At 70.1% G+C, this 22,045-nt stretch carries 16 protein-coding genes; 9 read left to right on the top strand and 7 right to left on the bottom strand.

Annotated features, from left to right (window positions below):
* Positions 1-9 precede the first annotated feature (9 nt).
* A complete protein-coding gene (locus tag ACIQU4_RS14970) occupies positions 10-1,635 on the bottom strand; it encodes an alpha-amylase family glycosyl hydrolase (protein ID WP_403729765.1) in 1,626 nt (541 codons plus the stop codon).
* A gap of 233 nt (positions 1,636-1,868) precedes the next feature.
* On the opposite strand from ACIQU4_RS14970, the gene ACIQU4_RS14965 reads away from it, so the two are divergent.
* From ACIQU4_RS14965 to ACIQU4_RS14945, 5 genes are all read left to right on the top strand, one after another.
* Positions 1,869-3,140, top strand: coding sequence for an extracellular solute-binding protein (locus ACIQU4_RS14965; protein ID WP_398908756.1), 1,272 nt, complete (start codon positions 1,869-1,871; stop codon positions 3,138-3,140).
* An 8-nt stretch (positions 3,141-3,148) separates the two neighbouring features.
* On the top strand, positions 3,149-4,177 hold the full coding sequence (locus tag ACIQU4_RS14960; protein WP_403729760.1) for a carbohydrate ABC transporter permease: 1,029 nt from the start codon (positions 3,149-3,151) through the stop codon (positions 4,175-4,177).
* 2 nt (positions 4,178-4,179) lie between these two features.
* Complete coding sequence (locus ACIQU4_RS14955; RefSeq protein ID WP_403729757.1) at positions 4,180-5,034, top strand: sugar ABC transporter permease; 855 nt, start codon at positions 4,180-4,182, stop codon at positions 5,032-5,034.
* Positions 5,035-5,109: 75 nt separating this feature from the next.
* On the top strand, positions 5,110-6,726 hold the full coding sequence (locus ACIQU4_RS14950; protein ID WP_403729754.1) for a glycoside hydrolase family 13 protein: 1,617 nt from the start codon (positions 5,110-5,112) through the stop codon (positions 6,724-6,726).
* Positions 6,714-7,730, top strand: a complete 1,017-nt coding sequence (locus ACIQU4_RS14945; RefSeq protein WP_403729751.1) for a LacI family DNA-binding transcriptional regulator — start codon at positions 6,714-6,716, stop codon at positions 7,728-7,730. The genes ACIQU4_RS14950 and ACIQU4_RS14945 overlap by 13 nt, the downstream gene beginning before the upstream one ends.
* A 79-nt stretch (positions 7,731-7,809) precedes the next feature.
* Here ACIQU4_RS14945 and ACIQU4_RS14940 read toward each other — a convergent pair whose 3' ends face one another.
* From ACIQU4_RS14940 to ACIQU4_RS14930, 3 genes are all read right to left on the bottom strand, one after another.
* Entirely contained in the window at positions 7,810-8,070 is a 261-nt protein-coding gene (locus tag ACIQU4_RS14940; protein WP_403729748.1) for a hypothetical protein, read from the bottom strand.
* A gap of 241 nt (positions 8,071-8,311) precedes the next feature.
* A complete protein-coding gene (locus ACIQU4_RS14935) occupies positions 8,312-8,779 on the bottom strand; it encodes an NUDIX hydrolase (protein WP_403729745.1) in 468 nt (155 codons plus the stop codon).
* Positions 8,766-9,527: an XRE family transcriptional regulator gene (locus ACIQU4_RS14930; protein ID WP_403729742.1), complete on the bottom strand. Its 762-nt coding sequence runs from the start codon at positions 9,525-9,527 to the stop codon at positions 8,766-8,768. The genes ACIQU4_RS14935 and ACIQU4_RS14930 overlap by 14 nt, the downstream gene beginning before the upstream one ends.
* Positions 9,528-10,314: 787 nt before the next feature.
* Between ACIQU4_RS14930 and ACIQU4_RS14925 the strand changes: the two genes are divergently transcribed.
* Both ACIQU4_RS14925 and ACIQU4_RS14920 read left to right on the top strand, forming a co-directional pair.
* Entirely contained in the window at positions 10,315-11,310 is a 996-nt protein-coding gene (locus tag ACIQU4_RS14925) for a protein-L-isoaspartate O-methyltransferase (RefSeq protein ID WP_403729739.1), read from the top strand.
* A 10-nt stretch (positions 11,311-11,320) separates the two neighbouring features.
* The gene (locus ACIQU4_RS14920; RefSeq protein ID WP_403729736.1) at positions 11,321-11,551 is read left to right on the top strand and encodes a DUF6087 family protein; all 231 of its coding nucleotides are present in this window, start codon (positions 11,321-11,323) and stop codon (positions 11,549-11,551) included.
* Positions 11,552-11,614: 63 nt separating this feature from the next.
* Here ACIQU4_RS14920 and ACIQU4_RS14915 read toward each other — a convergent pair whose 3' ends face one another.
* The gene (locus tag ACIQU4_RS14915) at positions 11,615-12,772 is read right to left on the bottom strand and encodes a hypothetical protein (protein WP_403729734.1); all 1,158 of its coding nucleotides are present in this window, start codon (positions 12,770-12,772) and stop codon (positions 11,615-11,617) included.
* Between the two features lie 53 nt (positions 12,773-12,825).
* Positions 12,826-13,890, bottom strand: coding sequence for a gluconolaconase (locus ACIQU4_RS14910; protein ID WP_403729731.1), 1,065 nt, complete (start codon positions 13,888-13,890; stop codon positions 12,826-12,828).
* A gap of 477 nt (positions 13,891-14,367) precedes the next feature.
* Here ACIQU4_RS14910 and ACIQU4_RS14905 point away from each other — a divergent pair, with 477 nt between their 5' ends.
* The gene (locus ACIQU4_RS14905) at positions 14,368-16,062 is read left to right on the top strand and encodes a carbohydrate-binding module family 20 domain-containing protein (RefSeq protein WP_403729728.1); all 1,695 of its coding nucleotides are present in this window, start codon (positions 14,368-14,370) and stop codon (positions 16,060-16,062) included.
* Between the two features lie 103 nt (positions 16,063-16,165).
* Positions 16,166-21,508, top strand: a complete 5,343-nt coding sequence (gene pulA, locus ACIQU4_RS14900) for a pullulanase-type alpha-1,6-glucosidase (protein WP_403729725.1) — start codon at positions 16,166-16,168, stop codon at positions 21,506-21,508.
* Here the strand turns inward: pulA and ACIQU4_RS14895 are convergent.
* Positions 21,495-22,031, bottom strand: coding sequence for a GNAT family N-acetyltransferase (locus ACIQU4_RS14895; protein ID WP_403729723.1), 537 nt, complete (start codon positions 22,029-22,031; stop codon positions 21,495-21,497). The genes pulA and ACIQU4_RS14895 overlap by 14 nt on opposite strands.
* Positions 22,032-22,045: the final 14 nt, after the last annotated feature.

Genomic DNA, 22,045 nt, shown 5'->3' with positions numbered 1-22,045 from the left:
GAGAGGACGTCAAAACGCCCACCACGTGCACGTATCGGCCGGCAGGAGCACGGTCCGGCCGTCCGTCTCGACCGGCGCGCTGGAGAGTACGGGGCGTCCCGGCGAGGGGAGTTCCAGCGGCTCGGAGCGGCTGTTGAGGGTGCAGGCGAACCCGGGCCGGGTGAAGAGGAGCACGCCCTCGGGCGCGGGCAGCCAGGTCAGCGGGCCCGCGTCGGGGGAGCCGAGGCCGGGCAGCGCGCGGCGCAGCTCAAGGGCGGCGCGGTACAGCTCCAGGGTGGAGTGCGGGTCGCCGGTCTGGGCGGCGACGCTGATGGGGGCCCAGTCGGCGGGCTGCGGGAGCCAGCTGCCGGCCGGCCCGAACCCGTACGGGGGCTGCTCGCCGGACCAGGGCAGCGGGATCCGGCATCCGTCGCGCAGCCCGTCCTGCCCGGCGGAGCGGAGGAAGGCGGGGTCCTGGCGCACGGCGTCGGGGAGGTCGGCGACCTCGGGCAGGCCGAGCTCCTCGCCCTGGTAGAGGTACGCGGACCCGGGCAGGGCGAGCATCAGCAGCGCGGCGGCCCGGGCGCGGGCCAGGCCCTGTGGGCCGCCGCCGTACCGCGTGACATGGCGTACGACGTCGTGGTTGGACAGCACCCAGGTGGTGGGGGCTCCGACGGAGGCGGTGGCGGCCAGGGACTCGTCGATGACGGTCCGCATCGCGCGGGTGTCCCACGGACAGTTCAGGAAGCGGAAGTTGAAGGCCTGGTGCAGCTCGTCGGGCCGCACGTACAGCGCGAGCCGCTCGGAGGTCGGCGCCCAGGCCTCGGCGACGCCGATGCGCGGGCCGTCGTAGGAGTCGAGCAGCCGCCGCCAGGAACGGTGGATCGCGTGCACGCCGTCCTGGTCGAAGAAGGGGAGCGGCTCGGTGCCGATCAGGGTGGCCTGGGCGCCGCGCCCGATGTCTGGCATGCCGGGGGCCTTGACCATGCCGTGGGCGACGTCGATGCGGAACCCGTCGACGCCGAGGTCGAGCCAGAAGCGCAGGACGGAGGCGAACTCCTCCGTGACCTCGGGGTGCTCCCAGTTCAGGTCGGGCTGCTCGGGCGCGAAGAGGTGCAGGTACCAGGCGCCGTCGGGGGTGCGGGTCCAGGCGGGGCCGCCGAAGACGGACTCCCAGTCGTTGGGCGGGCGCTCCCCGCCGGGTCCGCGGCCGGGGCGGAAGTGGTACCGGGCCCGGGCCTCGGCCGCGGGGTGGGCGAGGGCCTCCCGGAACCAGGCGTGCCGGTCGGAGGTGTGGTTGGGCACCACGTCCACGATGACCCGCAGGCCCAGCGCGTGGGCGGCCCGGACGAGCTCGTCGGCGTCGGAGAGGTCCCCGAAGAGGGGGTCGACGGCGCGGTAGTCGGCGACGTCGTAGCCGCCGTCGGCCTGCGGGGAGACGTAGAAGGGGGTGAGCCACACGGCGTCGACCCCGAGCCGGGCCAGGTGGGGCAGGCGCGAGCGCACCCCCTGGAGGTCGCCGATGCCGTCGCCGTCGCTGTCCGCGAAGGACCGCACGTATACCTGGTAGATGACGGCATCGCGCCACCAGCGTCCGCTTGCGGTGGCGTTGCTGGAAGCGCTTGCAAGCCGGGAGGCGGTCAGCTCATGGGTCATATCGGGGTCAACGCGCGTACATGCCCCCTGGTTGCGGCCTGGTTGCGGGCCTGCCCACCCGAAGGACGTTCGAACGAACAGCAAGCTGCGGCAACCGTCCGGACACACGGATGTAACGATCACCATCTCTTGCAGAAAATTGCCGCAAGGTCTTTCGGTCAGCTTTCAGGCTTGTTACGTTCCCTGCAACTCGGGACCGCGAGGGCGCGGCCGGGATCATCGAAGGAGTTCATATGCGGCGTGGCATAGCGGCCACCGCGCTGGTCGCGACCCTGGCGCTCGCGGCGACGGCTTGCGGCGGTGACACCAAGGACGGCGGCGAGACCAAGGCCGGCGGGGAGCTCTCCGGCACGGTCACGTGGTGGGACACCTCGAACGACGCCGAGAAGGCCAGCTTCCAGAAGATCGCCGAGGCGTTCACAGCGAAGCACCCGAAGGTCACCGTCAAGTACGTCAACGTCCCGTACGGCGACGCGCAGAACAAGGTCAAGAACGCCTTCAGCAGCGGTTCCGAAGCCCCCGACGTGATCCGTGCCGACGTCGGCTGGGTCGCCGACTTCGCCTCGCTCGGCTACCTCGACGAGGTCCCGGCCGAGACGGCCAAGAAGGTCGACGCCGAGTTCCTGCCGCAGGCCGCGGCCAGCGGCAAGTACGAGGGCAAGACCTACGCCGTCCCGCAGGTCATCGACACCCTCGGCCTCTTCTACAACAAGAAGATGCTCGCCGACGCCGGCGTCCAGCCCCCCAAGACCCTGGAGGAGCTGAAGACCGCCTCCGCCGCGATCAAGGCGAAGAGCGGCAAGGCCGGCCTCTACCTGCGCGGCGACGACTCGTACTGGTTCCTGCCGCTCATCTACGGCGAGGGCGGCGACCTCGTCGACGCGAAGAACAAGACGGTCACCGTCGACAACCCGGCCGGCGTCAAGGCGTTCAAGACCGCCCGCGACCTGGTCACCTCGGGTGCGGCGATCACCAACGCCACCGACGGCTGGACCAACATGCAGACCGCCTTCAAGTCGGGCGAAGCCGCGATGATGATCAACGGTCCGTGGGCCGTCGCCGACACCTACGCCGGCGACCAGTTCAAGGACAAGGCCAACCTCGGCGTCGCCGCCGTCCCGGCCGGCTCCGCCAAGGCCGGCGCCCCGCAGGGCGGCCACGACCTCGCCGTCTACGCCGGTTCCAAGAACCGCGCCGCCGCGCACGCCTTCGTCGAGTACATGACCTCGCAGGACGTGCAGGTGCAGTCCACCAAGGAGCTCAGCCTGCTCCCGACCCGGACCGCCGCGTACGAGCAGCCGGACGTCAAGTCCAGCGAGATGGTCCAGTTCTTCAAGCCGGCCGTGGACAAGGCCGTCGAGCGCGCCTGGATCCCGGAGAACGGCTCCCTCTTCGAGCCGCTGAAGGTCGAATACACCAAGGCGATCACCGGGGCCTCCAGCCCGGAGGACGCGGCCAAGGCGGCCGGCGTCGAGTTCCGCAAGATCCTCAAGGGCTGGAAGTAGACAAGACGATGGCTGCTCACACCAGCCAGTCGGTGGCGAAGGCCGCGGGCGGCGACGGGGAAGACTCCGTCGCGGCCCGCGGCCGGAGCCGCAGGACTGACAGCGCGAAGCACGGTGGCCTGGGGCGCGCCCTCGCCACCCACTGGTACGCCTGGGCCATGATCGCCCCGGTGGTGCTCGTCCTCGGCGTGATCATCGGCTGGCCGCTCGCCCGCGGCGTCTACCTGTCGCTGACCGACGCCAACGAGCGCAACGTCGCCCGTACCATCGGCGCCAACCACATCGAGGCCACGTACAAGTTCGTCGGCCTCGACAACTACGCGGACGTCCTGGCCGACCCGGTGTTCCTGCAGCGGCTGGTGTGGACGGTGGTGTGGACCGTCCTGTGCGTGTCGATCACCTTCACGCTCGGACTGGCCCTGGCCAACATGCTGAACCGGGAGTTCCGGGGCCGCGCCGCCTACCGGATGGCGCTCATCCTGCCCTGGGCCGTCCCCGGCTTCGTCTCCGTCTTCGCCTGGCGGTTCCTGTTCAACCGCGACAGCGGCATCCTGAACAAGATCCTCGACGGTGGCGGCATTTCGGCGATTCCGTGGCTCGACGACCCGACGTGGGCGAAGTTCTCGGTCGTCGCCGTCAACGTCTGGCTCGGCGTCCCCTTCATGATGGTCGCCCTGCTCGGCGGGTTGCAGTCGATCCCGGCGGAGCTGTACGAGGCCGCCGAGATGGACGGCGCCACGGCCTGGCAGCGGTTCCGGCACATCACCCTGCCCGGGCTGCGGTCGGTGAGCATGACGGTGATCCTGCTCTCCACCATCTGGACCTTCAACATGTTCCCGGTGATCTTCCTGCTGACGCGGGGCGGACCGGGCGACTCCACCGAGATCCTGGTGACCCAGGCCTTCCGGGAGGCCTTCGTGTCCAGCCCGCGCGATTTCGCGGGCTCCGCCACCTGGGGCGTGCTCATCCTCGCCCTGCTCATGATCTTCGCGCTGGTCTACCGGCGCTCGCTGCGCAAGCAGGGAGAGGTGTGGTGACCGTGACGACGACCAACGTTCCCGTACGCAAGCGGGGCGAGCGCTCCCCGCTCGCCTCCGCCGGACTGCACGTCACCCTGATCGTGGCGTCCGTGATCGCCGTCTTCCCGGTGCTGTGGGTCCTGCTGACCTCGATCAAGCCCGCGAAGCACGCCATCTCCACGGACTTCGTGAAGGAACCGACCCTCGACAACTACCGCTACCTGGTGGAGTCGACCTCCTTCTTCACCTGGTTCGGCAACTCCGTGCTCGTGGCGGGCATCACCACCGTCCTCGGTGTGTTCATCGCCGCCACGACCGGCTACGCCGTCAGCCGGTTCAAGTTCCCCGGCATGAAGCCGCTGATGTGGACCCTGCTCATCACGCAGATGTTCCCGATGGCCATCCTGATCGTCCCGCTCTACGACCTCATGGGACAGCTCGGACTGCTCAACCAGCCGCTCGGGCTGATCATCACGTACCTCACCATCGCCGTGCCGTTCTGCGCCTGGATGATGAAGGGGTTCTTCGACACCATCCCGATCGAGATCGACGAATCCGGCCGCGTCGACGGGCTGAACCCCTTCGGCACCTTCTGGCGCCTGATCCTGCCGCTGGCCAAGCCCGGCCTCGCCGTCACCGGCTTCTACTCGTTCATCACCGCCTGGGGCGAGGTCGCGTACGCCTCCGCCTTCATGGTCGGCGACGAACACCTCACCCTCGCCGGCGGCCTGCAGACCTTCGTCACGCAGTACACCTCCAACTGGGGTGCGATGAGCGCCGCTTCCGTGCTCATCGCCATCCCGGCGGCCATCTTCTTCCTCTTCGCCCAGCGTCACCTCGTCGCCGGGATGACGGCAGGCGCGACCAAGGGCTGACGCCCCTCCCGCGACCCAGGGCTGACCTCCCTGCCTGCCCCCTCTCACCCCCGGCCCGATCTCTCCAAGGACGACATGACCCAGCACCTCGCCGACGCACTGACTTCGGACAGTGGCCTTCCCACCACCACCGGCACCCGGCCCGGCTGGTGGAGAGAAGCGGTGATCTACCAGGTCTATCCGCGCAGCTTCGCCGACTCCAACGGGGACGGCATGGGGGACCTCGAAGGCATCCGCAGCCGTCTGCCCTACCTCAAGGAGCTGGGCGTCGACGCCGTCTGGCTCAGCCCCTTCTACGCCTCCCCGCAGGCCGACGCCGGCTACGACGTCGCCGACTACCGGGCCATCGACCCCATGTTCGGCACCCTGCACGACGCCGACGCCGTGATCCGCGAGGCGCACGGGCTGGGCCTGCGGATCATCGTGGACCTCGTCCCGAACCACTGCTCCGACCAGCACGAATGGTTCAAGCAGGCGCTGCGGGAAGGCCCCGGCACCCCGCTGCGCGAGCGCTTCCACTTCCGCCCGGGGCAGGGGGCCGACGGCTCGGAGCCTCCGAACGACTGGGAGTCGATCTTCGGCGGCCCGGCGTGGACCCGGGTGCCGGACGGCGAGTGGTACCTGCACCTCTTCGCCCCCGAGCAGCCCGACTTCAACTGGGAACACCCCGCCGTCCAGGACGAGTTCCGCTCGATCCTGCGCTTCTGGCTCGACCTCGGGGCGGACGGCTTCCGGATCGACGTCGCCCACGGCCTGGTCAAGGCCCCCGGCCTGCCCGACCTCGGCCGCGACGAGCAGCTCAAGCTGCTCGGCAACCAGGTGCTGCCCTTCTTCGACCAGGACGGGGTCCACGAGATCTACCGCTCCTGGCGCAAGGTGCTGGACGAGTACGCCGGCGACCGCATCGGCGTCGCCGAGGCCTGGACCCCGAGCGCGGACCGGACAGCCCTGTACCTGCGCCCCGACGAGCTGCACCAGGCGTTCAACTTCCACTACCTGAGCACGGGATGGGACGCGGCCGCGCTGCGCGCCACCATCGACGACTCGCTCGACTCGATGCGTCCGGTGGGGGCGCCGACGACGTGGGTGCTGTCCAACCACGACGTCGTACGCCACCGCACGCGCTTCGGCAGCCTGGAGCGGGCGCGCGCCGCCGCGCTGCTGATGCTGGCGCTGCCGGGTTCGGCGTACGTCTACCAGGGCGAGGAGCTCGGCCTGCCGGAGGTGACCGACCTCCCGGACGAGGTGCGTCAGGACCCCTCCTTCTTCAAGGAGAACGGCCAGGAGGGGCTGCGCGACGGCTGCCGCGTGCCGATCCCGTGGTCGGGCGACCGGGCCCCGTACGGCTTCGGTGACGGTGGCAGCTGGCTGCCGCAGCCGGCCGAGTGGGCGGGGCTGAGCGTCGAGGCCCAGACGGGCGACCCGGCCTCCACCCTGGAGCTGTACCGGGCGGCGCTGCGGATCCGCCGGGAGCGCGGCGACCTGGGCGCGGGTGACGCGGTGGAGTGGCTGGAGGCGCCGGAGGGCGTGCTGGCGTTCCGGCGCGGCGACTTCGTCTGCACGGTCAACACGACGGGGGAGCCCGTACGGATGTCCCCGCCCGGGACGGTGCTGCTGGCCAGCGGCGACGCGGCGGATCCGGCGGACCCGGGAGTCCTGGGCGCCGACACGGCGGTGTGGTGGCAGGGGTGACCTCCCCGCTCCGGCTGACGGACATCGCCGCGCAGGCCCAGGTCAGCGAGGCGACGGTCAGCCGTGTGCTCAACGGCAAGGCGGGCGTGGCGGCCGGCACCCGGCACAAGGTGCTGGCCGCCATGGACCTGCTCGGCTACGAGCGGCCCGTACGGCTGCGCCGCCGCAGCAACGGGCTGGTGGGGCTGCTGATCCCGGAGCTGACCAACCCCATCTTCCCGGCGTTCGCGCAGGTCATCGAGCAGGCGCTGGCCGGCCACGGGTACACGCCGGTGCTGTGCACGCAGACGCCGGGCGGGGCCACCGAGGACGAGCTGGTGGAGCAGCTGGAGGAGCGGGGGGTCACGGGGATCGTCTTCCTGTCGGGCCTGCACGCGGACTCGTCGCTGGACCCGTCCCGCTACCAGCGACTGTCGTCGCGGGGCATCCCGTTCGTCCTGATCAACGGCTTCAACGAACAGATCAACGCGCCGTTCATCTCGCCGGACGACCGGGCGGCGGCGGACATGGCGGTACGTCACCTGGCGGACCTGGGCCACCGGCGGATCGGCCTGGCCATAGGGCCGACGCGGTACGTCCCGTCGGCCCGCAAGGAGGCGGGGTTCGTCGCCGCGGTGCCGCAGGCTCTGGCCGAAGGCCGGATTCAGCGGACGCTGTTCACGGTGGAGGGCGGCCACGCGGCGGGCGGCGCCCTGCTGGACCGCGGCTGCACGGGCATCGTGTGCGGCAGCGACCCGATGGCGCTCGGCGTGATCCGCGCGGTCCGCGAGCGGGGCCTGCGCGTGCCCGAGGACGTCTCGGTGGTCGGCTTCGACGACTCGCCGCTGATCGCCTTCACGGACCCCCCGCTGACGACGGTCCGCCAGCCGGTCCGCGCCATGGCCACGGCGGCGGTGGGAGCCCTCCTGGAGGCGGTCGCCGGCACCCCGGTCCAACGCACGGAGTACATCTTCCAACCGGAACTGGTGGTGAGGGGCTCAACGGCCCAGGTCCCGCAGGAGTAGGGCCGGGCACCGGCCACCGGGACGCCGCGGGGGCGGCCGACGTTGCCGTCGGGCCGCCCCTGCGGCGCGGGGCGCGGGATCAGGCGCCGATGTGCTGCCCCGTCAGCCACTCCTTCTCGCCGTTCTTCTCGCAGGACGAGTTGTAGACCGGGCCGGCGAACGCCGGGAGGTTGTGCGGCACCGCGGCGAACGTGGAGCAGTTCGACGCGTGGCCCGCGCGGCCGCCGGTGAAGTAGTCGACGTCGACCCCGTCGACCCCGCCGGCCAGGGCGCTACCGGCCCCGCCGAGCAGGATGCCGGCGGCCAGGACGGACGCGGTGACAGCAGAACGAATGCGCATGACTCCCCTTAGGATCATCGGAAGGACGCGCTGTTCGGTCCGCGCGCCGCCCGGCCCAACCATCCGTGAGCCCCACTGGGAACGGGCGTTCACCCCAATGCCCGCAGCTGTATCGTTTCGGCACTCCGCGCCCCATTCGCGCCCCCCTTTCGGGCCAGCGGGCCGGCACTCGCGCTGTTGCGAACGACCAGCCGTCGTTCCGTACATCGATCACGCACAGGAACGTGCCATGACCAACCAGTCAGCTCACGACCGGGCCGTGTCCGCTTCGCCAGTCGTTGATGCGCTTGCGGATGCTCGAGACCATGGGAAGAGCGTCCGTTTCATCCGGCGTGAACCATGCGACCTCGATGGACTCGTCCGAGGTGTGGAGAGAGCCGCTGACGGGGCGGGCGAGAAGGCAGATCGAGAATTCCTGCCGCACCTCGCCGTCGTCGTATGCGAAGACATGGCCGGGGTTGGTGTAAGTGCCGACGATGCCCATGATCTCGACCGTTACTCCGGTTTCCTCGTAGGTCTCCCGGATGGCGCAGTCGCCGATCGACTCACCGAGTTCCATCTTGCCGCCGGGGAGGGCCCACATCCCGTTGTCCGTGCGGCGTTGGAGCAGGACCCGGCCGTCGCCGTCGACGACGACGGCCGAAGCGGCCGGCACCAGGCTGTTGGCCTCGGGCGCGCCGGGGTCGTCCTCGTAGTCACGCCTCGCCATCGCTCCTGACCTCCCGGATCTCGCGTCCTCGGCTCCACAACTCCTCGACGTGGGCCGCGAAGCGGTCGAACATCCCGTCAGCCTGCCTGCGTCGCAGATGCATCATCGGTGAATCGTGCCCCACTCTGCGGGCCAGAATCGGGGTGACGATCATCTCGTCATCGAAGCGGAAGACGGAGAGATTCACGTGGCCGGTCTCGAAACGGCCTTCGATGGTGCTGACGTCTCGCAGCTTCTCAAGCTCGTTCAGAGTGACGGCGATGCGTGTGGACAGCGTGAGCGGCACGCCTTCCTCGGCTTCACGCGCGGCCGTAACCGGGCTGTCTGGGTCGCCGATCAGGAAGCGTACGCGGCACCCGTTCTCAGCCTTGCGGCGCAGGGCGCCGGCCAGGTTCGCCTGTTCCAGCCACAGGAAGTAGTTGGTGTACCCGGCGAAGAGGAGGTCGCGCTGGGTTTTCGTCACGAGGGAGCGCCACAGACTGGCCGGCGCCGCCGAGCGGTAGGGGAAGACTTGGACTATCTCCCGGTCCGGTCCGCTGCCGAGTGCTGACCGGATGGCGTTGGGCCACAAGGCAGTCTCCTCCTCGCCTAATGCCTCGCAGGCCACCCATCGGTGTCGGGCATGGGGGACGCGGTTCGGCTCGGTGATCCACCGGCCAACCGTCTTCGCGTCGACCCCGCAAACCTCTGCGAGCTGGTTCTCGGTCATCTTGGCATTCGCCATCGCGCGGCGGAGTGCATGGTTCACAGTTCGTCTCCATCGGCCGTAGGGGACGGATCGAACGGTAGCGATGAGGCGTCCCAAACGTCCCGAGAACGCGGTAGCAACGCTCCGACGAGGAACGGAACATCGTTTCGTGCCTGGTCCGGAGAGGGCCGGGAGCGGCGAGAGGGGTGCGCCCGGCAATGAGCAGCAACTCGGTCCAGAACTCGTTCGGCGATGAGCCGCGCGTGTTGATGACGGTGCGAGTGTCTCGGGATGCAGGGCGGACGTGGGGGCAGGAGTCCGCGGTGCATGAGGGCGATCCGGTGGTCGTCCTGGCTTCCCCCGAGCGATTCCCGCCGTGTGACTGCGCGCGCTGCGTCGGGTACCGGACGGTGCCGGCCCGGTCACTGCGTCCGACCCCGTAACTGGCAAGGGCACGAGGCCCGGCGACCCGCCCGGCCGGACACTGCACCACCGACGAGAGGAAAACGATCATGTCGAAGAACGGTGGATCCGGGAGCGGGAGTGGCGGAAGCTCCGGCGGCAGCAGCGGTGGCGGCCACGGTGGTGGGAGCGCCCCCATCTCCGTCCCGGCGCCGCCGACCACTCCCAGCCCCGACACGTCCACACCTCCCGGTGGCGGGAAGCACGGCAAGTAGCGATGATCCCGTCCGCACGTCAGGAGCGCCCCGGCCGTACCGAGCTGGGGCGCTGCCTCATGGACTCAGGCGCTCTCACGTCCGACTGGGTGCCGGCGTTCGCTGCCGTCGACAGGGCCGCGTTCCTCCCCGACCTGATGTGGCCGTATGACAGTGGTACCAGGACCGCCGTGGTCGTCGACCGCCGCACTGACTCTGCCGCCTGGTACGAGTACGCCGATTCGGACGTGTCCCTCGTGACCCAGTGGGACGACGGCCGGCACGCGGGACCCGGGCCCGGCACCCTGGCCACGTCGTCGTCATCGCAGCCCACCACCCTGTTCACGCTCCTGCGGGAGTTGGACGCCCAGGCCGGGATGCAGGTGCTGGACGCGGGTACCGGGACCGGGGAGACCGCCGCACTCCTCACTCACCGCTGCGGCGCCCGGATGGTGACCACCATCGACGTCGACCCGACAGTGGCCGCCCAGGCCCGTGAACGGTTGTACCGCCACGGCTTGTATGCGGACGTCGCCGTTGGTGACGCCTTGAACGGCTGCTCGTCTGACGTTCCGTACGACCGAGTCCTGTTCACCTTCGGCGTCCGGAGCATCCCCGCAGCGATGCTGGACAGAGTGCGGACGGGCGGGATCATCGTCGCCCCGTATGGCACCCACTACGACTCACGGGACGCCGTGCTGCGCCTGACCGTCGACGGAGACTGCGCCGCCTCGGGACGGTTCGTCACGGGGGTGGAATTCATGAAGGCCCGCGCGCAGCGCACCGTCTGGCCCGACCACGCCGACTACGTGAGCGAGTGGCCCGGGCCGACGGGCACGGTCGTGCAGCCCGATCAGCTCACTGACGCCGGATTCTGCATCGGCCTCGCTGTTTCCGGTGTCACCCATACCTTGTTCAGGGAGGAGGACGGATCCCTGGCCGCATGGTTCTACAGCCTTACGGACCGCTCATGGGCGGCTGTACGTTGGCCGACGGAGTATGGGCCGGGCATCGTGTACCAGCACGGTCCCCGCCTGCTGTGGGGCGCGGTGGAGGCCGCGGTGCAGTGGTGGCAGGAGCAAGGTGCGCCGGCTGTCGGCCGGTTTGGTCTCACCGTCACACCGCAGACTGCTACACCGTGGTTGGACGACCCCGGGCACGTGTTGCCCGGAGGTCAGTGGCGATAGGGGACCGGGTATGGGAGACGAATCGCTCGCCGACTGGACAGACCGCCGCGACCGCAGGCGGGCGTCAAACCAGCAGATCACCGGCCGACGCCGCGTCGTTCCGCTTGCTCCCGGTGCCAACGCGGCGCATCTCACGCCCGAGGCACCGCGGTTGCTCTTGGAGCGCGACGACACCGGGGCCTGGGTGCCGGTGGGCGTCGCCGACAACGCCGCCGAGGCGGCCGCCTTCCTGAACAGCTGACCCTCTATGGGCATGAGCGACCCCTGACGGGCCACGTGGCCGGGGCCGCTCATGCCCGCTCGGCTACCCCGCGACCTTGCCTACGCCGCCCATGGGCTGGGTGTCGCGTTGGGTGATCTGCCACAGCTGGGTCTCACGGTTGCTGACGTAGATCTGGCCGTTGGCGGTGTCCAGTGCGAGGCCTTGGCAGTTCGCCAGGCCGCTGGCCACCACGCGCTGCGAGCCGTCGGCCAGGGTGATCTCGTACAGGCGGCCGTTCACGTGGTCGAGGGTGAACGCCTTGCCGTCGCCGGTGAGCTCCACGCGCATGGCGCTCGCCCCGGGGAGGGTGGTCAGGAGGCGTTTCGCACCGTCGGCCAGCTTGACCTCGTACAGGTTGTAGCCGTAGTCCTTCTGGCCGACGTACGCCTTGCCCTTGCCGTCCAGCGCGACTGCGCCGGCGCCGACCGGCAGGCCGGTGGCGACCGTGGTCTTCTGCCCGTTCTGCAGGTCGACCGCGATCAGCTTCCCTTCGCTGTGGCTGACGACGTAGGCCTTGCCCGCCCCGTCCAGCGCGAGGCCGTACGCGCCCGGGACGCTGGCGACCGTGCTGGAGGTGCCGGTGGACAGGTCCACCGCGAGCAGGCGCGCGCCTGCGTAGTCGGTGGCGTAGGCCTTGCCCTTCCCGTCCAGCTTCACATCGTTGATGTCGCCCAGGCCGCTCGCGACCACGCGCTGCGCGCCGGTGGCGATCTTCACCGCGGACAGCTTCTGGCCGCCCCGGTCGGCGACGTACGCCGTGTTCTGCGAGGGGTCCACCGCGAGGCCCTCGGAAGCGCCCAGGCCCGTTGCGATGAGGGCGAAGCTCCGCCTGGTGGCCATGAGCTTCGACAGGTCTTCGAGCTTCGGCATGTCGTCCTCGCCGATGCTCACCTTCGGCGGTCCGGCCGCCTTCAGGGTCGACGAGGCCATGGCGGACGTCGAACCGGGGTTCTCGGCGACCTGACGCTGATCGGCGGACGCGTCATGGAATTTCTGGAAGAGGGGACCCAGGAAACCCATGACGTCGAACGCCCCGTGCGCCGTCTGGCGCACGAGCCACGGGTCGCGCTCGCTCTCCATTTTGCGCACGGCTTCCGAGACGTCGCCGGCGCCGGGGGTGTCCTTGCCCAGTGCTTCACCGGACTGTTTGGCGGAGTCGGCTCCGCTGCCGCCGCCGTCGAAGATGTTTCCGAATGACACGAGAGTTCCTCCTGATGTGGCTGTTCTGGCCTGCCCGGTGGGTGGTCGCCTTTTCAGAGAGGCTGTTTCTGGCTCTCGTAGTCGAGTGTCTCGGGCTGGAAGACCCGGTGTTCCCCGGTGCGGACGGCCACGATTTCGGCCGACCCCTTCTGCATGAACCTCTTGCCTTCATCGGCCAGATCGAAGTTGCTGCGGTCCTCGACGGAGTCGCCGAGTTTCCATGCGACGACCCGGGAGTACTTCGGCTCCTTGGCCTGCGGGGGAGTTCCCCTGACCTCCACCGGCTTCGGGTAGTACAGGGCGACCCAACCGCCGAAGGTGACCGGGAATTCGTAGTCGAACTGCCTCACCTGGCGGCGGGTCGTGGCCATGACGTCCGCCCGGCTCATCACTTCCAGGCTGACCGACGACTGGTGTTTCCATTCGGTGGTGAGCGAACCGCTGACGGAGGCGGTGACGCCGAGCAGCAGGTCCGCCCACAGCTCACCGGTGCCCGTGGCGGTGGTCGTGGCCTGCGTCGTGCTCGTCGCCTCCGTCTGGGACTCCTGGTCGACGCCCTGATTGTCCTTGCTGTTCTTCAGGGTGGTCTTCTGGTACTGCTGCATCGCCATGCTCTTCTGCATCTCCTGCTGCAGCGATGCGATGGATTTCGCCCCGAAGGTGAGCTTCACCTCGCCTTGGAGCGACCAGCTGACGGTGTTCGATATGGAGAACTCGACCGTGTCCGTGACGGTTATTTTGACGGGGTCGGTTCCGTTGATGTACGTCTGCTTGGAGATCATGTCCGGCGGGGGCTGCGTGATGTCGCTCCGCTCCTCGACGACCGGTACGCCCATGTTCATGAACGCGCGCCACCCGCGCTCCTGCGCCGTCTTCTCGTCCTCGGGAAACTCGCCGTAGCGCTTCTTGTTCAACGAGAACCCGATGGGGCTGATCGGCTCTCCCCCGCCTTCGGGAGTCCTCTTCAGCGCGCCCCGCTGCTTGTTCCGCTCCAGGATGGCTTCGGCCTTGGCCGGGATTTCGAGCTCGTCCTGGTTCCGCGTGGTGAGCGGGTGGCGCATGAACACGTCGTTGATATAGGCCTTGCCCACATCACTCTTCGCGCTTTTCTCCGACATGTACCTGAGGTCTCCCTGAGTCGCGGAAATGATGATCTTTCCGGTGCATGGTGAAACTACGCGGCCGGTGCAAGATGATCATCGAGCGGAAATGGCCATGGGGTGAAAATCGGACAACCCCCCTTCCACCTGCGGGGATTGCCTTTTCGCTGAGGGTCGGACCGCCCTGTCCCCCGGCGGCGCGGGGCGTCCGCTGTGGCCGGATCGGTGGTCCCGGAGCGGGTACGGGGCCGGGGGTGGTCGGGAAGTGGCGGGGATGTGCCGCTGCCGAGGACGCGCCGCTCTCGCGGGAGTGCGCGGGTGTGGGTGTGGGTGTGGGTGCGGGTGCGGGTGCGGGTCGGGTCTAGTTGACCCACCTGTCCGGCAGGACACGCCCCGGAAACAATTCTGCAATCTCTTGCGCAAACTCTTGCAGGGCTCTTACCTGGCCCCTACGGTCTCTGCAATCCCCACCTCTCCCGCCAGGAGGCCCCCCACATGCCTGCCAGAGCCGTCAGAGCTGCAACTCTTTTCACCACCACCGCACTTGCCGCAGCCGCCCTCACCGGCCCGGCGCCGCAGGCCGCCGCTGCGACGCCCGGCGACAGGGACGTCACGGCCGTCCTCTTCGAGTGGCGCTTCGACTCCGTAGCCAAGGCCTGCACCGATGCGCTCGGGCCCGCCGGGTACGGGTACGTCCAGGTCTCGCCGCCCCAGGAGCACATCCAGGGCCCCCAGTGGTGGACCTCGTACCAGCCCGTCAGCTACAAGATCGCCGGGCGGCTCGGCGACCGGGCCGCTTTCAAGGCCATGGTCGACACCTGCCACGCCGCCGGGGTGAAGGTCGTCGCCGACTCCGTGATCAACCACATGGCCGCCGGCGACGGTGTGGGGACCGGTGGGTCTTCGTACACGAAGTACGGGTACCCGGGGACCTACTCGGGTTCCGACATGGACGACTGCCGGGCCACCATCTCCAACTACCAGGACCGGGCCAACGTCCAGAACTGCGAGCTCGTGCAGCTCGCCGACCTGGACACCGGCGAGGACTACGTACGCGGGCGGATCGCCGGGTACCTGAACGACCTGCTGTCCCTCGGCGTCGACGGCTTCCGGATCGACGCCGCCAAGCACATGCCCGCCGCCGACCTCGCCAACATCAAGTCCCGCCTGACGAACCCCTCCGCCTACTGGAAGCAGGAGGCGATATACGGCGCCGGTGAGGCCGTCTCGCCCTCCGAGTACCTCGGCAACGGCGACGTGCAGGAGTTCCGCTACGCCCGGGACCTCAAGCGGGTCTTCCAGAACGAGAACCTCGCCCACCTGAAGAACTTCGGCGAGGCCTGGGGGTACATGCCGAGCGGGCAGTCCGCCGTCTTCGTCGACAACCACGACACCGAGCGGGTCGGCGACACCCTCAACTACAAGGACGGCTCCGCCTACACCCTGGCGAGCGTCTTCATGCTGGCCTGGCCGTACGGGTCCCCCGACGTGCACTCCGGGTACGAGTGGACCGACAAGGACGCCGGCCCGCCGAACGGCGGCTCGGTGAGCGCCTGTTACTCCGACGGGTGGAAGTGCCAGCACGCCTGGCGGGAGATCTCCTCCATGGTGGGCCTGCGCAACGCGGCCCGCGGCCAGGCCGTCACCAACTGGTGGGACAACGGCGCCGACCAGATCGCCTTCGGGCGCGGGGCCAAGGCGTACGTCGCCATCAACCACGAGGGCGCGGCCCTCACCCGGACCTTCCAGAGCTCGCTCCCGGCGGGCGACTACTGCGACGTCCAGAGCGGGCGCACCGTCAGCGTGAACTCCGCCGGGCAGTTCACCGCCACCCTCGGGGCCGGTACCGCACTCGCCCTGCACGTCAACGCCCGTACGTGTACGGGTGGTACGGCCGCGGCCGGCGCCGCCTTCGCCGTCAACGCCACCACCGTCCCCGGACAGAACGTCTACGTCACCGGGGACCGCGCCGAGCTCGGCGCCTGGAACACCGCCGGCGCCCTCAAGCTCGACCCGGCGGCCTACCCCGTCTGGAAGCTGGACGTGTCGCTCCCGGCCGGGACCGCGTTCTCGTACAAGTACGTGCGCAAGGACGCCGCGGGGAACGTCACCTGGGAGAGCGGCGCCAACCGCACCGCGACCGTCCCGGCGGGCGGCAAGGCCGTGCTCAGCGACACCTGGCGCAACTGACCCCGCACACCCACCCCACCGACCAGGGTCGCCCGGCGTTCACAAACCCCGCCATCCGCCGGGCGGCCCTCATCCACGCGACACGTAACCAAGGAGACCCGCCTTGATACGCCCCGCCGCAGGAGTGCTCGCCGCCGCCCTGGCCGTGACGCTCCTGCCCGCCCTCCCGGCCACGGCCGCCGCGCCGCCCGCCCCGCCGTCGGACGCGAAACTGGCCGCCGAGCCCGCGCGGCACGACCTGACCCGGGAGCAGTTCTACTTCGTCCTCCCGGACCGGTTCGCGAACGGCGATCCGCGCAACGACACCGGCGGCCTGACGGGCAGCCGGCTGGAGACCGGGCTGGACCCGACGGACAAGGGCTTCTACCAGGGCGGCGACCTCAAGGGGCTGACCGACCGGCTCGACTACATCAAGGGGCTCGGGACCACCGCCATCTGGATGGCGCCGATCTTCAAGAACCAGCCGGTGCAGGGGAAGGGGGCCGACGTCTCCGCCGGGTACCACGGGTACTGGATCACCGACTTCACGCAGGTCGACCCGCACTTCGGCACCAACGCCGACCTGGAGCGGCTGATCGACAAGGCGCACGCGAAGGGGATGAAGGTCTTCTTCGACGTCATCACCAACCACACCGCCGATGTCGTGGACTACCGGGAGCAGTCGTACTCCTACCTGTCGAAGGGGGCCTTCCCCTATCTGACGAAGGACGGGGTGCCGTTCGAGGACTCCGACTACGCGGACGGGAAGCGGAAGTTCCCGCGGGTCGATGCCGAGTCCTTCCCGCGGACCCCCTTCGTGCCCGACGCGAAGAAGAACCTGAAGGCTCCCGCCTGGCTCAACGACCCGACGATGTACCACAACCGGGGCGATTCCACCTTCGCCGGGGAATCCTCCGGCCAGGGTGACTTCTTCGGCCTCGACGACCTGTGGACCGAGCGGCCCGAGGTCGTCAGCGGGATGGAGAAGATCTACGAGAAGTGGGTCAAGGACTTCTCGATCGACGGCTTCCGCATCGACACGGTCAAGCACGTCGACACCGGGTTCTGGACGCAGTGGGCCACCGCCCTCGACAAGTACGCCGCCCAGCATGGCCGGAAGAACTTCTTCATGTTCGGCGAGGTCTACTCCGCCGACACCGCCGTCACCTCCCCGTACGTCACGCAGGGCCGCCTCGACGCCACCCTCGACTTCCCGCTCCAGGACGCGATCCGCGCGTACGCCTCCCAGGGCGCGGGGGCCTCGCGGCTGGGCTCCGTACTGGCCGACGACTACCGGTACACCACGGACAAGGCGAACGCGTACGAGCAGGTCACCTTCCTCGGCAACCACGACATGGGCCGCTTCGGGAGCTTCCTGAAGCAGGACCGGCCGGGGGCGGGGGAGCAGGAGCTGCTGGACCGGTACCGGCTCGCCAACGAGCTGATGTTCTTCTCCCGGGGCAACCCGGTGGTCTACTCCGGCGACGAGCAGGGCTTCACGGGCGCGGGCGGCGACAAGGACGCCCGGCAGCCGCTGTTCGGCACGCGGGTCGCCGACTACCTGGACGACGACCAGCTCGGAACGGTGCGCACACACGCGAGCGATGCCTACGATCCGGGACACCCGCTCTACAAGCAGATCAGTGCTCTCTCGAAGCTGACGAAGGACCACCCGGCCCTGCGGGACGGCGTGCAGACCGAGCGCCTCGCCCACGACTCGGTCTACGCGTTCACGCGCACCGACGCCCGCTCCAAGGCCGAGTACGCGGTCGCGGTGAACAACGCTCCCGAGCCGGTCACCATCGACATGCCGGTCGGCAGCGCGGCAGGTACCGAATTCCGTGCCCTGTACGGTGGTTCGGGTTCGTCACAGGCCACGGCAGCCGGTATCCGCGTGGTCGTCCCGGCCCTCGGTTCCGTCGTACTGCGCGCGCTCGCGCCGCTCGCCACACCCGCCACGGCTCCGGGTATCACCCTCAAAGCCCCGGCGGCAGCCACCGGCGCCGTCGAGCTCTCCGCCGACGTCACCGGCGGCGGCCTGAACCGGGTCGTCTTCGCCGCCCAGACCGGCACCGGGAAATGGCAGGTCCTCGGCTCCGCCGACCACGCCCCGTACAAGGTCACCCAGCACGTCACGGCCCCGGCCGGCACCGCCCTCCGCTACAAAGCCGTCGCCGTCGACTCCTGCGGCCGCACCGCGAGCGCCCTCGCCGAGTCCGTCGCCGGCCAGGCCCCGCCCATCCCGGTCCCCACCGCCACCCAGCGCGACTACGCCGTCGTCCACTACCGCCGCCCCGACGGCGACTACACCAACTGGCGGCTCTACGCCTGGGGCGACCTCGCGGACGGCGAAGCCACGCCCTGGCCCGCCGGGCACGACTTCACCGGCCGCGACGCGTACGGGGCCTTCGCGTACGTCCGCCTCAAGCCAGGCGCCTCCTCCCTCGGCTACCTCGTCATCGACAAGGACGGCAACAAGGACGTCGCCACCGACCGCACCCTCGACGTGACGAGGAGCGGGGAGGTCTGGCTGGAGCAGGGCAAGGAGGCGGCCACCACCGACCGCCCCGCCTACCCGCCCCAGGACCAGGCCAAGGCCGTCCTCCACTACCAGCGTGCCGACGGCGCCTACGACGGCTGGGGCCTGCACGTCTGGACCGGCGCCGCGACCCCGACCGACTGGTCGAAGCCGCTGCCGCCCACCCGCACCGACTCCTACGGCGCCGTGTACGAGGTCCCGCTCGCGGCCGGCGCCACCAGCCTCAGCTACATCCTCCACAAGGGCGACGAGAAGGACCTCCCCTCCGACCAGTCCCTCGATCTGAAGGCCACCGGCCACGAGGTCTGGATGCTGGGCGGCCGGGCCCCGTACCTCCTGCCGCAGCCCGCCGGCTCCTCCGCCGCCCTCGACCTCACCAAGTCCGAGGCCGTCTGGATCGACCGCTCCACCCTCGCCTGGAACGCCCCCGCAGCCGCCGCCTCCGTCCAGCTCCTCGCCTCCCGCGAAGGCACCGTCACCGCCGGGGACGGCGTCCTGCACGCGGACGGCGCCGCGTGGCTGCGCCTGGCCAGGACCGAACTCACCCCCGCCCAGAAGCAGAAGTTCCCGCACCTCGCGACGTACTCCGCCTACTCCGTCGACCCCCGCGACCGCGACCGCGTACGCGAGGCCCTGCGCGGCCAGCTCGTCGCGAGCGCCCGCGCCGCCAATGGCGCCGTACTCGCCGCGACCGGCGTCCAGCTCGCCGGCGTACTCGACGACCTGTACGCGAACACCGCGGCCCTCGGCCCGGTCTTCAAGGACGGCCGCCCCACCCTCTCCGTCTGGGCCCCCACCGCCCGTCAGGTCGCCCTCGAACTCGACGGCCGCACCGTCCCCATGCGCCGCGACGACACCACCGGCGTCTGGTCGGTGCGCGGCGAGCGCGGCTGGACCGGCAAGCCCTACCGCTACGACGTGACGGTGTGGGCCCCGAGCACCCGCCAGATGGTCCGCAACCTCGTCACCGACCCGTACTCCACCGCCCTGACCACGGATTCCACGTACAGCCTGGCCGTCGACCTGGCCGACCCGAAGCTGGCCCCGCCCGGCTGGCGCGCCCTGCACAAGCCCGCGCCCGTCCCCTTCACCTCGGCGCAGATCCAGGAGCTCCACATCCGCGACTTCTCGGTCGCGGACCGTACGAGCACCCACCCCGGCCAGTACCTGGCCTTCACGGACACCGGCTCGGCGGGCATGCAGCACCTGCGCGCGCTGGCCGCGTCCGGCGCCTCGTACGTCCACCTCCTGCCCGCCTTCGACATCGGCACGATCCCGGAGAAGGCCTCCGACCGCACCGAACCCGCCTGCGACCTGAAGGTGTACGCGCCGGACTCGCCCGAGCAGCAGGCCTGCGTGGCCGCCGCCGCCGCGAAGGACGCGTACAACTGGGGCTACGACCCGCTGCACTACACCGTCCCGGAAGGCTCGTACGCGAGCGACCCGAACGGCACGGCCCGTACGGTCGAGTTCCGCAGGATGGTCCAGTCGCTGAACGGCGCCGGCCTGCGGACCGTCATGGACGTGGTCTACAACCACACCGTGGCGTCCGGCCAGTCCGACAAGTCGGTCCTCGACCGCATCGTGCCGGGCTACTACCAGCGGCTGCTGGCGGACGGCTCGGTCGCCAACTCCACCTGCTGCGCCAACACGGCTCCCGAGAACGCCATGATGGGCCGGCTCGTCGTGGACTCGATCGTCACCTGGGCGAAGGAGTACAAGGTCGACGGCTTCCGCTTCGACCTGATGGGCCACCACCCGAAGGCGAACATCCTGGCCGTCCGCCAGGCCCTCGACGCGCTGACCGTCGCCAAGGACGGCGTCGACGGCAAGAAGATCATCCTGTACGGGGAGGGCTGGAACTTCGGCGAGGTCGCGGACGACGCCCGCTTCGTCCAGGCCACGCAGAAGAACATGGCCGGCACCGGCATCGCCACCTTCTCGGACCGCTCGCGCGACGCGGTCCGCGGCGGCGGCCCCTTCGACGAGGACCCGCGCGTCCAGGGCTTCGCCTCCGGCCTGTTCACGGCCCCGAACGCCTCGCCCGCGAACGGCACCGCGGACCAGCAGCGGGCGCGACTGCTGCACGCCCAGGACCTGATCAAGGTCGGACTGTCCGGCAACCTCGCCTCGTACGCCTTCACCGACAGCGCGGGGCGGCACACCAAGGGATCCGAGGTCGACTACAACGGCTCCCCGGCCGGGTACGCGGCGGCTCCCGGCGACGCCCTGGCGTACGCGGACGCCCACGACAACGAGACCCTGGCCGACGCCCTGGCGTACAAGCTGCCGCAGGGCACTTCGGCCGCGGACCAGGCCCGGATGCAGGTCCTGGCGATGGCCGTCGGCACCCTCTCGCAGGGCCCCTCGCTGTCCCAGGCGGGTACGGACCTGCTCCGCTCGAAGTCGCTGGACCGCAACTCGTACGACAGCGGCGACTGGTTCAACGCCATCCCCTGGGACTGCCGCGAGGGCAACGGCTTCGGGCGCGGTCTGCCCCCGGCCGCCGACAACGGCGCCAAGTGGCTCTATGCGAAGCCGCTGCTGGCCGGCGCCAAGGCAGCGGGCTGCGCCGAGATCACGGGCGCATCCGCCGCCTACCGCGACCTGCTGCGGATCCGTACGACGGAACCGGCCTTCGCCCTCACCACGCCCGAGGCGGTCCAGGCGGCGCTGGCCTTCCCGCTCTCCGGCACGGACGAGACCCCGGGAGTGATCACGATGACCCTCGGGGACCTGGTGGTGGTCTTCAACGCCACCCCCGCCGCCCGGGCCCAGCGCATCCCGGCCCTCGCGGGCACCGCATACGCCCTGCACCCGGTCCAGGCGGCCGGCTCCGACCCCGCGGTCAAGCAGGCGGCGTACGACGCGAGGACGGGAGAGTTCACGACCCCGCCCCGCACGGTCGCGGTCTTCACACGACGGTGAGCTGATCGAGCCGCTTCTCCAGCAGGATCACCCCGTACACGCGACCGGCCTTGTCCTCCTTGTGGGGGAACTCCCCGACCACCCGGTAGCCCGCACCCCGGTAGTACGCGAGCAGCCGGGGGTTGGTGGAGACGCAGTCCAGCCGCGCCCGCGGCAGCCCGGAACCGGCGATCCGGCGCTCGGCATGTTCGAGCATCCGCCGTCCGGCCGCCGCGGGCGCGCTCTCGCGGTCCACCATCAGCCGGTGCACGTAGCCGGCGACCGGCGGCTGCACGCCCCAGGCCTCCTCGTCGGACCACCACAGCTCGTACCCGCCGATGATCCGCCCGTCGGCGTCCCCGGCGAGCCACACCTCGCCCTCGCGCATCTTCGCCAGGAAGTGCGCGGCGTCCTTGTCCCCGGGCTTCCACTGGTCGATCCCGTGCTTGCGCATCCACCGGGCGGCCTGGTCGTACAGGGCCACCAACGTGGCGGCGTCCTTCTCCGCGGCACGCCGGAACAAGATCCCGTCATTAATGATCACGGGCGCATTATCAC

The organism is Streptomyces sp. NPDC090741 (assembly GCF_044769045.1).
Classification (GTDB): Bacteria; Actinomycetota; Actinomycetes; order Streptomycetales; family Streptomycetaceae; genus Streptomyces.
Note: the sequence above shows the minus strand (reverse complement) of the source record. Positions and strands in the feature narration are given on the sequence as shown.